General features: G+C 71.1%; 14 protein-coding genes. 10 read left to right on the forward strand and 4 right to left on the reverse strand.

The window, feature by feature from the left end; genetic code table 11:
• The first annotated feature begins 19 nt into the window (after window positions 1-19).
• The gene (locus OHB04_RS35065) at window positions 20-847 is read left to right on the forward strand and encodes an SDR family NAD(P)-dependent oxidoreductase (RefSeq protein ID WP_326809032.1); all 828 of its coding nucleotides are present in this window, start codon (window positions 20-22) and stop codon (window positions 845-847) included.
• Window positions 848-998: 151 nt separating this feature from the next.
• On the opposite strand, the gene OHB04_RS35070 is transcribed toward OHB04_RS35065, so the two are convergent.
• Entirely contained in the window at window positions 999-1,790 is a 792-nt protein-coding gene (locus tag OHB04_RS35070; protein WP_326691661.1) for a helix-turn-helix domain-containing protein, read from the reverse strand.
• On the opposite strand from OHB04_RS35070, the gene OHB04_RS35075 reads away from it, so the two are divergent.
• The 4 genes from OHB04_RS35075 (at window position 1,749) to OHB04_RS35090 (ending at window position 5,361) form a co-directional block, all read left to right on the forward strand.
• Window positions 1,749-2,552 (forward strand): NAD(P)H-binding protein, encoded by an 804-nt coding sequence (locus tag OHB04_RS35075; protein ID WP_326691662.1) that lies wholly within the window; start codon window positions 1,749-1,751, stop codon window positions 2,550-2,552. The two genes, OHB04_RS35070 and OHB04_RS35075, sit on opposite strands and share 42 nt — an antisense overlap.
• A 172-nt stretch (window positions 2,553-2,724) precedes the next feature.
• Window positions 2,725-2,988, forward strand: coding sequence for a DUF6332 family protein (locus OHB04_RS35080; protein WP_326691663.1), 264 nt, complete (start codon window positions 2,725-2,727; stop codon window positions 2,986-2,988).
• Between the two features lie 436 nt (window positions 2,989-3,424).
• Entirely contained in the window at window positions 3,425-4,621 is a 1,197-nt protein-coding gene (locus OHB04_RS35085; RefSeq protein ID WP_326691664.1) for a DNA polymerase III subunit beta family protein, read from the forward strand.
• An 89-nt stretch (window positions 4,622-4,710) separates the two neighbouring features.
• A complete protein-coding gene (locus OHB04_RS35090) occupies window positions 4,711-5,361 on the forward strand; it encodes a hypothetical protein (protein ID WP_326691665.1) in 651 nt (216 codons plus the stop codon).
• 98 nt (window positions 5,362-5,459) lie between these two features.
• On the opposite strand, the gene OHB04_RS35095 is transcribed toward OHB04_RS35090, so the two are convergent.
• On the reverse strand, window positions 5,460-5,816 hold the full coding sequence (locus OHB04_RS35095) for a hypothetical protein (protein ID WP_326691666.1): 357 nt from the start codon (window positions 5,814-5,816) through the stop codon (window positions 5,460-5,462).
• Between the two features lie 424 nt (window positions 5,817-6,240).
• Between OHB04_RS35095 and OHB04_RS35105 the strand changes: the two genes are divergently transcribed.
• On the forward strand, window positions 6,241-6,429 hold the full coding sequence (locus tag OHB04_RS35105; RefSeq protein WP_326809033.1) for a DUF6191 domain-containing protein: 189 nt from the start codon (window positions 6,241-6,243) through the stop codon (window positions 6,427-6,429).
• A 34-nt stretch (window positions 6,430-6,463) separates the two neighbouring features.
• Here OHB04_RS35105 and OHB04_RS35110 read toward each other — a convergent pair whose 3' ends face one another.
• Window positions 6,464-7,387 (reverse strand): LysR family transcriptional regulator, encoded by a 924-nt coding sequence (locus OHB04_RS35110; protein ID WP_326691668.1) that lies wholly within the window; start codon window positions 7,385-7,387, stop codon window positions 6,464-6,466.
• A gap of 113 nt (window positions 7,388-7,500) precedes the next feature.
• Between OHB04_RS35110 and OHB04_RS35115 the strand changes: the two genes are divergently transcribed.
• The 3 genes from OHB04_RS35115 to OHB04_RS35125 all read left to right on the forward strand — a co-directional run bounded on the left by OHB04_RS35115 (window position 7,501) and on the right by OHB04_RS35125 (window position 10,242).
• Window positions 7,501-8,397, forward strand: a complete 897-nt coding sequence (locus tag OHB04_RS35115; protein ID WP_326809034.1) for an MBL fold metallo-hydrolase — start codon at window positions 7,501-7,503, stop codon at window positions 8,395-8,397.
• A 69-nt stretch (window positions 8,398-8,466) separates the two neighbouring features.
• The gene (locus tag OHB04_RS35120; protein ID WP_326809035.1) at window positions 8,467-9,807 is read left to right on the forward strand and encodes an SUKH-4 family immunity protein; all 1,341 of its coding nucleotides are present in this window, start codon (window positions 8,467-8,469) and stop codon (window positions 9,805-9,807) included.
• A 192-nt stretch (window positions 9,808-9,999) separates the two neighbouring features.
• Window positions 10,000-10,242, forward strand: a complete 243-nt coding sequence (locus OHB04_RS35125) for an aldo/keto reductase (protein ID WP_326691671.1) — start codon at window positions 10,000-10,002, stop codon at window positions 10,240-10,242.
• Between the two features lie 11 nt (window positions 10,243-10,253).
• Here the strand turns inward: OHB04_RS35125 and OHB04_RS35130 are convergent, their stop codons facing one another.
• Window positions 10,254-10,814 (reverse strand): TetR/AcrR family transcriptional regulator, encoded by a 561-nt coding sequence (locus OHB04_RS35130; RefSeq protein ID WP_326809036.1) that lies wholly within the window; start codon window positions 10,812-10,814, stop codon window positions 10,254-10,256.
• 145 nt (window positions 10,815-10,959) lie between these two features.
• Here OHB04_RS35130 and OHB04_RS35135 point away from each other — a divergent pair, with 145 nt between their 5' ends.
• Window positions 10,960-11,868 carry an NmrA family NAD(P)-binding protein gene (locus tag OHB04_RS35135; RefSeq protein ID WP_326809037.1) on the forward strand — a complete coding sequence of 303 codons (909 nt, stop codon included), beginning with the start codon at window positions 10,960-10,962 and terminating at the stop codon, window positions 11,866-11,868.
• Window positions 11,869-11,922 lie beyond the last annotated feature (54 nt).

The raw sequence follows: 11,922 nt of genomic DNA on the forward strand, positions 1-11,922 counted from the left end.
CCTCGGAGGAGCATCCGGCATGACGGAACCACGCACGATTGTGATCACTGGTGCGAGCTCGGGTATCGGACTCGCCGCCGCGGAACAGCTCGCCGCCCGGGGTGACCGGGTCGTCCAGGTCGGCCGTGACGAGCGCCGTCTGGCGGTCGCCGTCGATCGGGTCCGGGCAGCCGGGCGCGGGGCCGAGCCGGGACAGTTCCAGGCCAACTTCGAACGACTGGCCGACGTACGGGCACTCGCGGATCACCTGCTGTCCACGTACCCGGAGATCGACGTGCTGGCGAACAACGCCGGCATGGTCGCAATGTCCTACCGGCGCACCGTGGACGGCCACGAGGCCACCATCCAGGCCAACCACCTGGGACACTTTCTGCTCAGCAAGCTGCTGCGGGAAAGGCTGCGCGGGAGCAGGATCGTGAACACCTCGGTGCGCCCCGGCCCCAATGTGCGGCTCGACCCGGATCAGTTGGACCGCGACGGGCAGCGTTACAACGGCATCGCCGCCTACCAGACCTCTAAAGCGGCCAACGTGCTCTTCGCGATGGAGGCAGCGCAGCGCTGGCCCGACATCCTGAGCCTCAGCCTGCACCCCGGCCTGGTCCGGACCGACATCGGCCGCGACACGGCGCTGCGCTTCGTCTACCGCTACGCGCCGTTCCTGATCAGCCCGGAAAAGTCAGCCCGACGGCTGGTGCGACTCGCCGTGGCAGCGACCGAGGAGCTGACCAACGGTGCCCTCTACGGCCCCGGCAACCCCATCCGGCCAGACCCCCGCGTCTTCAACGCGGATAACGCGGCGCGGCTTTGGGCAGCCTCCGAGTCCGCCATCGCCGATCCGGCGACGTAGCCGTGTCGTTCGTCGAGGGGACGGACGCATCGGCTCCCACTCGCGGCCCGCCTACGGTCCAACCCACCCGGTGGGCCGCCCCCGTACGCGGATCAGCGACCGGACCATCTTCGACAAGCCGCCGCGACTCCTCCTTTGCCGGTCTTGGAACTCAGGCAGTGCACGAAGTCGCGGCGGGACGCTGCCCCGCGGTGAACGCGGCCGGCGGGACGCCCATGAAGTGGCGGAACTCGGCGGTCATGTGGGACTGGTCGTAGTAGCCCGCCGTCGCGGCGATGTCCGACCACCGGCCGGCATCGGCCGCGAGCACGGTGCGGACGCGGTGGATGCGTGCGAAGTGTTTGGGGGACAAGCCGGTGCCGGCGGTGAACAAGGTGTGCAGGCGACGCTCACTGATGTGCAACCGGGCCGCGGTCGTGGCGACGGTGGCGCCGGCCAGTAGGTGTGCTGCCTCTTCGAGCCGCTCTTGGGGCTCCGGCCGATCGGCCCATGCTTCTTCGAGAGCGGCGATCGGATCGGCGGCGAGCTGGTCGACGTCCAGGCCCGGTAGTTCGCGAAGCGGCAGGATCCGGTCGGCGAGATCACGCAGCGGACGGCCGAGCAGGGCTTGGGCACGACCCGGCCGCATGCGAACCCGCACGCACGAATGGCCGGACGCGCCGACGTGATAGGCGGCCCGGGTGCGCGGACCCATGACGATCAGCTCACGCTTGTCGCTGCGCAGGAGCAGTGTGGTGGCGTGATCGGGTACGTCGACCGCCGCCGAACCAGCCGCCGTAACGACATCGATCCCGGCCACCCAACGCAGAAGGGCAGGCGGCACGACGAGAGAGTTCACGCAGCCCACGATAGTGCCGAAACTTCCTATCAGGCGGTGTGAGAGCGATGCGATCGTCGGGACATGATCCTTGTTACCGGTGCCACCGGCACCATTGGTAGTCACGTCGTCCGTCTGCTCACCGAACGGGGCGTGCCGTTTCGGGCAATGTCCCGCCGCGAGCGGCCCGGAGGGGTGCGGGCAGACTTCGACGACCCGGCGTCGCTGGCCCGTGCGGTGACCGACATCGACACGGTCTTCCTCGTAACCGTGCCCCCCGTGCCGACCGCGGACCACGACATCGCTCTGGTCACGGCCGCGCGGGCGGCGGGCGTCCGTAAGATCGTCAAGCTCTCCGCCATTGGCAGCGGTGAGCGGTTCGACGGGGCGACCGTTGGCGCGTGGCACCTCGCCGCGGAGGAGGCGATCGAGGCCGGCGGGCTCGTGTGGACGATGCTCCGCCCGCCGAGCTTCGCCTCGAACTTCTTGTGGTACCGGGCGCTGATCCAGGCCGGAGAGCCGATCCCGAACCTGGTCGCCGACTCCCGGCAGGCCATCGTCGACCCGAGGGACGTGGCAGCGGTCGCCGTCGCTGCCATGACCAGCGATGCACATGACGGGCAACGGTACGACCTGACCGGGCCAGAGCTGCTGACGTTCGCCGACCAGGCGGCGATCCTGGAGCGCGTGCTGGAACGGCCGGTCAAGATCACCGACACGAATGCGCTCGACCAGTTGCCGGCCGGGATGAGGACTGGCATCGGCTGGGCGCGCGCCGGCAGTGCGGCCTACGTCACCGACCACGTGCCGCGAGTGCTCGGCCGACCGGCGGGCACCTTCGAGCAGTGGGCACGCGACCACCGGGAGACATTCGCGGCGATGCCGTAACCCACTGCCACAGGGGTTCGGTCAGCCCCGATGGCAAGGCAGACACAGGTCTCCCGGTGATCACAGAGTCCCGCAACTCCATGATTACCAGGCTTTGTTGCTCTTCCGCTTCCGCGCTGCCCCATCGAGCCTCCTATCCGCGCGAGTTCTGAGTTGCTGCGATAGTTGAAGCATGGGGAAAGGAACCCGAAGTCAGAGCGAGCGGGACGCCATCACGGTGGAGATCGGCTACGCGCTGGTCAGCGCCGTTCTTCTCGCGGCCGTAGTGCTCGCGGTGACGGCTGGCCCGGCAGCTCTTTGGACGCTTCCTCCAGCTGTCGACGGACCTCTGCTCGTGACAGGTCCTTTGATGGCCGGAGTGGTCGCGGTGACGCGTGTGGTGTATGTGCTGCGGCAGTACGCCCGGCATCAACCTGCGCGTCCGGACGGCGATTAGCTCATCGCCGCCATCTGTCGTGAGGGGCCGTCGGTTTGCCGGTGGCCCCTCTCTGCCTGTCCGGAGCGGAGACTTCGGCTCGTGGGCAGCCGGAAGGCCCGGCTGTCGCGCGGGGTGGACGCCGGGTCGGGGTCACTCTTACAGGCGGCGCGCTGTGGCGTGATGCGTACCTGTCCGCATCGCTCAGCACACAGGGATGCCGGACGCGAGAGTCATTCCGACCTTGACCCGACCCGGCGTGAACTCCGTTGTCAGGTCGGTGATTTGACGCCGAGTCCGCGTCGGCGCGGCGCGGCGGCCATTGGCTTGAGTGCCCGCATTCGCGCTGCGTCGGTCCTCAAGCATGATCCTCAGCCCCCGTTCTCAGACCCGGCTTCGACCTTTGGCCTTCTGGCTGTTTGACCTTCAAGCCGCTTGAACGCCGACAATCGCGTTCATGGACGACACCGACGCGCCGATGAGTATCGGCGCCTTCGCGCGCCGGGTGGGGCTGGCTCCGAGTGCCCTGCGGTTCTACGACGACTGCGACGTGCTGCGTCCCGCCTACGTGGACGGGGCGACGGGCTACCGCTACTACCTAGCGGGTCAGGAGGCACGCGCGGTCCTGGTGCGGCGGTTGCGCGAAGCCGGAATGCCGCTCACCGAGGCGTCGGCGGTGCTCGAAGGCAGTCACGAGGAGGCGCTGGCCGTACTGGAGGAGCACGCAGCAAGGACGCGGCGGACGGCGGCGTCGGCTCAGTCGGCGATCGAGGAGATCCTCCGTGACATGGGGGCGTTGGGAACAGGCGCGCCTGGCGAGCGGCTGCGCACTCGTGCCGGTGTCCGTGTCCATGCCCGCGTCGGCGGCGCGGAGTTGGCCAGCGCCGTGCGGCAGGTCGCACCGGCGGTGGCCCCCGCTTCTGTGCGGGAGGAGTTCCCCGTCCTCGGCTGCGTACTGATCGAACTCGACGGCCAGGAAGTGCGTCTGGTGGCCACGGACCGCTACCGCCTGGCCGTGCGCACCCTGCGTCCCAGCTCCGTCGAGGGCGGCTCGTGCCGGGTACTGGTCGGCGCCTCGGAGATGAAGGACCTCGCCGCCTGGGCCCTGCGACTGCCCGAGGTCACTCTCGAGGTGGACGAGCGGGGCGCGCGGCTCCTCGGCGAGTGGGACACACGGGCTGTGCTCACCGTCGACGAGACGTTCCCCGACTATCAGCTGATCCTGGACGACCTGCCACCCGCCCAGCACCGGGCCATCGTGGACCGGGCCGCTCTGCGCTCGGCGCTCGTGGTCAGCGGGGAGGGCGGACCCGGTCCCGTCGTGCTGCGGACGGAAGAGGGGACGGAAGAGGGGACGGAAGACGGAACGGGAGCGCGGCGGCTCACACTCGTGTCCACACACGAGTCCCCGCTCGTGGACCGGGGCGCGGCCAATGCCTCGCTCCCCGCCCTCTGCACGGGAGCGCCGCTGCGTATCGCGTTCGACCCGGCGGTGATGCTCGCGGCGCTCGATGCCGGTGTGGGACCCGACGTGCTGCTGGAGATCTCGTCGCCGACCCGGCCGGTCGTGGTCCGCTCCGCCGACCAGGGCAGTTTCACCACTTTGGTCATGCCGGTGCAGGACGCCCGGGCCGACGCCCCGGCCGCCACCTGACGTTCGCCTGGCCACGGCCACGGCCACGGCGACGACCACCGACGAGGAAGCGAGGAAGCGAGACGATGGACCCCGACAACCCTGTTGTCATGCTGTGTTCCCAAGGCATGCAGGCCGAGGCCGAAGACCGGGACGCCGACGCCCGCCTTCTGTTCCAGCAGGCGTGGGAGAGCGCCCAGGACGACTACGAGGCATGTGTCGCCGCCCATTACCTCGCCCGGCACCAGCCGACTCCCCAAGAGACCCTGCGCTGGAACCAGGAGTGCCTCACCCGCGCGGACCGGGTGGCCGACGCACGGGTCGAGGGCTTCTACGCCTCCCTCCACCTGAACATGGCTCAGGCGTACCGGGATCTTGAAGCCTCCGATCACGCGCGGGAGCACTTCGAGCTGGCCGCCGGGCGCATTCATGACGTACCGCCGGGGCAGTACGCCGACTGGACCCGGTTCGCCATCGCCGACGGCCTGCGCTCCACAGGCGCCGTTCCCGTCCCTGCCGCCGCCGATGATCTCCTGAAGGACCTGCTCGCCATGTTCTGCGCACGTGGCGACTTCAAGGCTCTAGGGCTGATCCTGCCCGTCTGTCTGGGGGACCTCGGTACCGAAGAGGACCATCTCCGGCTGCTCACCGCGCTGCGCATGATCCATGCCGCCAGATGGCTTCCGGACGACGAACAGCGTCTCCTCGCCCGGGTCCTCGCCTCGCTGACCACCGCTGATCGGACCGGAGTCAGCTCCTGAGCGGCACGTTCCGCTTCGTCGGCGCACGGCTGCCACCCGCCGTTCATGCTCGTCCGCGCCGAGGGGGGCACGGTGGGGCGGCGGAGTCGGGGCCGGCTTCAGAGACGGTCGACGATGCTTGGGGGGATGAACAGGTGGCGGGCGCGGTGTTGGAGGACGAGTTGCTCGGGCATGTGCTCCATTTCCGGGGCGGTGCACTTGGCGCACTCCGGATCCCGGGCGGGCACGTCCTCGGGGTGCTGGATGGCGATGTGCTGGCCCAGTCGCAACTGGGAGGTGACGACGGTATCGAAGGGGTCGCAGTCCACATGCGGCCCGCTGGCCTCCCGCGCGGCCTGGGCCGCCTCCGAGGCCCGCTTCATCGCCTTGTACAGCTCCGTGCACTTGTCGCAGCCCCACATCCAGGCTGGAGGAAGAGGCCACTCATCAGCGGATTCCGGGTCCCTCGCATCCATGCCGACCACCTTAGCGAGGCAGCGCGGTCAGGGTTGCCCGGCCGCCGAACTTCGTTCTGAACCGCGTGGCCTGACCGCATCGGCCGAGCCGCGTGGCCTGACCGCGTCGACCGAGCCGTGTGGCCTGGCCTCCGCGGTCTGAACCCCAAGGTCCGCTGCCGGGCACAAGATCCACGGAAAGAGACCGCTCCTCAACCGTCGCTCTCCGCCTCCCGGCTGAGCTGATTGTTGTGGTCGATCTCCGACATGTGCTCCTCCGCCCACGCCCGCACCATGGCGAGGGGCTGCTCCAGCGAGAGGCCCAGCGCGGTGAGCCGGTAGTGGACGCCGGACCGCGGCGCGGCAGCCGGTGCTCAGCTCGGGGCACCCGGCATGGCTGCGCCGTCGCCTGGCCGGCCGTGCCTCGGCCGCCGGAGGGGTGGGCGTGGGCGCCTCCATCACCGAGGAGCTGCACACGATGTGGAACGGCAACAAGCACATACAGCTGGAACAGCGCAGGGTGGACATGACCTTGCAGGACAACGAACACGACGGCGCCCCGCCTCGCACGGGCATCGACCTGGACAAGGGCACAGGGCTGATACGCAGGGGCGGCTGGGCGCCCGGCCCTTGACCGGCCGGAGACCGTTTCAGGCGCCGACGCCCGCTCACTGGAGAGCGGCGTCCACGCGGGAAGGGCCGCCGGCTTTCGTGGTGAAGTGGTGGGCCATGGCCACGAAAGCGTGGGCGAGAGGGTTCTCGCGGTGGGTGAGCCATAGGGCCGCGTACTCGAAGGGCGCCGCGTCCCTGAAGGGTACGGCGGTGAGGCCGCGGCGGGCGTGCTCGCGGGCGCCTGCCTCCGCCACGGGGACCACGCCCTTGCCCATGCGGACGAGGGCCAGCGCGTCCTCCCAGTGCATGATGGCCTGACCTCGCGGTATGGGCCGGCCCGAGGGCGTCTGCCGGGGCACGTGGTAGTCGATCCAGTAGTCGGGCACCGGGCCGCCGACCGTGAGCATCGTCGTCCCGCCGAGGTCCTCCAGGCTGACGGAGCTTCGGTCGGCGAGGTGGTGCGACGCGGGGACGAACAGCATCCGGGGCTGGGAGACCAGCACCGGGCCGGTGGTGATGTCCGGCTCCCGCACCGGGGTTTCCGTCACCTGGAAGTCGATCTCCTCGCCACGCAGCCCGCCGAACGGGTCGGACAGCGGCAGGGCCTGCACCTCGACCCGTACCTCCGGGTGGATCTCGCAGAACTCCTCCGCCACCCTCAGCAGCAGATGCCCGGTGAACGGCGCGGAGAAGCCGATGCGCAGGGTGCCGGTGATCCCCCGGGCGGCTGCTGTCGCCCGCGCGATCTCCTCCTGGATGGTCCGGTACGCCGGAGCGATGCCCACGTTGAGCCGCTCGCCGATGGCGGTCAGCGCGACCCTGCGGCTGGTGCGGTCGAACAGCCGGGCGCCGATGCGCCGCTCCAGGCGGGCGATCGTCTGGCTGACGCGCCCCTGGGACACTCCCACCCGCTCCGCCGTGCGGCCGAAATGCAACTCCTCGGCCAGCGCGAGGAAGATCTCCATTTCCTGTCGTTCCATTGCCCCACCTCGGATCATTAGCCCAGCGGATGGATCCTTGCACACGTCGTTCTTGTTGCCGCGCGGCCGGTCCCCGACCTTGGTGGCTGACGCCGCACAAGGGGAGCAGAGACGTGAACGAGACGGTCGACCATGACGGGGCACGGCTGCGCAGACCGTCCGCCGTCAGCTCCCTCCACCTGGGCGCGACGAGGGTCAGCTACGTGCCCGACGGAGTGGTGCAGCTGCGTCCGCGCGGCTGGCTGCCGTCCGCGACGGAGCGGCACTGGGCCGAGTACGCCGACCACCTCAACGACACCGGCCATCTGGTCGCCGGTATCGGCGGGCTCCTGGTGGAGCGCGGCGAGCGGGCGCTGCTGATCGACACCGGCTTCGGCCCCACCTACGTACCCGAGGAACCGGACCACCCGCTGACCGGCGCCATCCACGGTGGCGCTCTCCTGGACAACCTGGCCCGGCTCGGCCGCGACCCGGCGGAGATCGAAGCCGTGGCCTTCACCCACCTCCACACCGACCATGTGGGCTGGGCCTGCCGGCAGCCGCAGGCGTTCACCGCCGCGACGTTCTTCGTCCCCGCGGCGGAGTGGAACGGCCGCCGTCGTGGGGACGCGGGCGGGGCGGTGGCCGGGCGTGAGGTCACTCCCGCGCTGCTCGACCGGCTCGCGCCCCGGCTGCGGCTGGTGCGCGCCGGTGAGGAGATCTTTCCCGGCGTACGGGTCACGTCCCTGCCGGGGCACACCGCCGGGCACGCCGGCTACACCGTCAGCTCCGGCGGACAGCGTCTGATCGCGTTCGGCGACCTGCTGCACTCGCCGTTGCAGATCCGGCACCCGGAATGGCCGGCCCCGCCCGACCGCGATCCGGGCCAGGCCGCCGATCACCGCAGACGGCTTGTCAACGAGCTGACGCGTACCGACACGCTCGGCTTCGGACTCCACTTCCCCGACGTGGTGTTCGGGCGCGCGCGGTGCGGTGCGAGCGGTGCTGCCGTCTGGCACCCCGAGCTCTGAAGCCGTCGTGGCTGCCGAAGCCGAAGCCGTGAGCGTATCCGTAGCCGAATAAGAAAGGTTGCCCACTTCATGACTGCTGTTCCACGTGCCGGTCATCCGGGTGCGGAGGGGGAAGCGCGGGCGCGACGGCTCGATCCCGGGGCGTTGCCGGAAGGGCTGACCCATGAGCCGAGCCGACGGTTCCTGGTGGAGGAAGGCCTGCCCCTGGCGGCGGCCGAGCTGGAATTCACCGGCATCCGCGACGGGCGATGCGGGACGCCGGCCACCCGCGGCGCGGGAGCCCGCATGCTCGTTCTCGGAGAGTCCGCGCAGGACGACGCGCGCCTGGTGCTCGACGGGGCGAGGGGCACCGTGCTTCTGGTGGCAGGGGAAGGCGACGAGGCGCGCCACGACCTCATCGCCTCCAGCCTCCCCCAACTGGCAAAAATGGCACAGGAGATCGAGGCGGTCTCCCGCTCCCCCCGCCAGGAGCCGGTGGGGGAGGAGCGGCGGGGGCTGGCCGTCCTGGCCGAAGTGCGGAGCGACGCCGAAGGACGGCTGCGACGTATCGACCCGGAGGTCTACGCCCGTGGCCCGGCGTCCCGTGCGGGCGCGCCCGGTGCGGGCGCAGCCGTGGGAGGCGGAGACGGGAGCGGATCCGAGAGCGGATCGGTGGGAGACGGATCCGATGAAGGCGCAGGCCGGGGAGGCGCGGCTGCTCACTGGAGCACGGCGCTGCTGCTGCGGACCCTGCACTGGGCCGCCCGCCCCGGCGGCCCCGGCGAACTCGCCTACGCCCTGGAGCCCGGCCTGGTCGCGGAGGCCGCCGAGGACGGCCGGGTGCGCCGGTTCGAGGACTGGGAGCTTCCCCGCAGCCTCACCCACGGCCCCACGCGCCGTCTGCTCACCGAGGTCGGACTGCCCTACGACGCCGACCTCTTCGCCCTCCAGGACGGCCCCCTGGACACCATGGCCGAGGTCCACCTCGACTGCTTCCCCGAGCAGGCGAACCCGGCGACCGGAGCCGCCCGGACCGCGGTGCTCCCGTACACCCGGCGCGGCTCCCAGCGGGACTTCCTCGCTGTCGGCTGGTGGGCGCTGGACCTGGCCGTCGCGCTCGACGGCACCACCGGGCGGGTGGAGCTGCCCGACTGGTACGACGAGGGCAGCCCGGCCCGCTATCTCCACCAGGATCTGTCTGCCCTGCTCTACGCCTGCTGGACGTACAAGCGGATACGCACCGAATGGGAACGGTGGGACCCGCACGCGGGCGGGCAGCCGGGCCCCTGGCGGGTGTTCTGCCCCCGGCGTCCGCTGGCCCACCGCGTCGCCGACCTGATCAAAGCCGTCGACCCGCCCGCCTTCGCCACCTCCGACCACTCCTGGCAGCACCTCGCCGCGGCGCGCAACCACACCGGCGGCCTGCTGTGACCTCGACCGGCCACAGCCCTCCGGCAGGCCGGGTGGAGAGACTTCTCCACCCGAAGATACGGCGCTGACCAGGCGATGGCTGTTCGGCGAACCCGCCGAGGGCAAGCGGCTGCCGGGTCCGGCTCGGGGCGGGCGCGGAGCGCCCCCGCTCACGGCCCCGGGCGGCGGACGGCGTCCATCAGCAGGTCGAGCATGCGGGCCAACTGCTCTCGCCCGCCCTCCAACGAGGCCGCGGCGAAGAGGATCGCCGCCACCCTGGACGCCACCCCCGCCCAGGTGGCCCTCGCCTGGCTGCTGGCGCACTACGCCGGCACCCTGCTGATCCCCGGCACCGCCAACCCGTCCCACCTCTCCGAGAACCTGGCGGCGGGCAGCGTCCGGCTACCGTCTGAGGCCCTCGCGGAGCTGAACGGGGTTGCGGGGGAAGGCGGCTGAGGGCGGGCCCCTCACTGCCGTGGGCTGATCCCCGCCACTGTCAGGCGCAGCAGCCGGTCGGCCTCCGTGGACGGGTCCGGGTGGTGTTCCGTGGCCAGGACCAGGCCGGCGATCAGGGTGAGCAGGTCGGAGATGGTGACGTCGGGGGTCACCGCGCCCGCGTCGGCGGCGCGGCGCAGCAGTGCGGTACCCGCCTCGTCGAGCCTGGTGGAGCAGGCGTTCATGTCGTGCTCGTCCGCCAGGGAGTCCTGGGTCAGGCAGACGGCCAGGCCTCGCGCGCAGGCCGCGTACACGGTGAGCGCTCTCAGCCATTCCAGGAGCGCGGCCCGCGGGTCCTCCGCCCCCTCCAGCTCGCGGGCGTGGGCGCACAGCGTTTCGATGCGCTCGCGGAAGACGGCCTCCAGCAGCGCACTCCGACTGGGGAAGTGGCGGCGCACGGTGGCCGAGCCGACCCCCGCCGTGCGGGCGATCTGTTCCAAGGAGGCGTCGGCGCCGTGTGCCGCGACCTCCTCCTCGGCCACGGCGAGGATGCGCGCGTAGTTGCGCCGGGCGTCCGCACGCTGCGCGGGCATGGCGTCACCTCCGAGGTTGCTAAGTGGCGGGGCCCTCCGTATCGTACCGGAGCAGTAAGTGGCGGGCCCCGCCGTTTAATGGGCGCACGCCATGTATCGGCGCGCGCACGCCCCGTTCGGCGCGCGCCATTTGAGGAGGAGCACCATGTCCGCAGCTTCCGCACCCGTCCTGGTCACCGGCGCCACCGGCCGGCAGGGCAGTGCCACCGCCCGCGCCCTGCTCGCGGCGGGGGTGCCCGTACGGGCCCTGGTCCGCGACCCGGCCACCGACCGAGCCCAGGCCGTTGCCGCGCTCGGCGCCCAGCTGGTCACCGGCGATCTGTACGAACCCGACTCGGTACGGCGCGCGGCCGATGGCGCACGCGCCGTCTTCTCCGTACAGATGCCCGACCTGAACAACCTCCAGGGCGACTCCGAGTGGGTCCAGGCGCGCAATCTGATCGACGCGGCGCGGGACGCCGGCGTCGGCCAGTTCGTGCACACCTCCGTCTCCGGCGCCGGGCAGCACCAGGCGGCACCCGGCTGGGCGGAGGGCCGCTGGGTGGCGATGGAGCACTACTACGAGAGCAAGGCCGCGATCCAGGACCGCGTCCGCGAGGCGGGCTTCCGGCACTGGACGCTCCTCAAGCCGGCCTTCTTCATGGAGAACTTCCTCTCCCCGTCCCTCCTGCTCCCGCACGGGCCGGAGGGAGGCCTGGTCACGGTCCTCAAGCCGGGCACCGAAATCTCCCTCATCGCGGTCGCGGACATCGGCGCGGCGGCTGCCGCGGCCTTCGCCGACCCGGAGCGGTTCGACGGGGTCGAGCTTGAACTGGCGGGCGAATGCCTGCCGATGACCCGTATCACCGAAGTCCTCTCCCACGCGCTGGGCGTGGAGCTGAGCGCACCGTCGATGACGGCGGACGAGGCGCGTGTCGCCGGAACGCTCGACCTGACCGGCGGGCACGAGTGGCTGAACGTGGTCGGTCAGCCCGCCCGCCCCGCGCACGCACAGGCGTACGGCGTCCCGCTGACCGGATTCGAGGAGTGGGCGAAGACGCACCTGCGCCCGTAGACGGGGCGGGAGCCCCTGGCCCTGGTGCGCACATCCGTGAATGCCCCCGGCTGC

It is taken from the genome of Streptomyces sp. NBC_01775 (assembly GCF_035917675.1).
Lineage (GTDB): Bacteria > Actinomycetota > Actinomycetes > Streptomycetales > Streptomycetaceae > Streptomyces.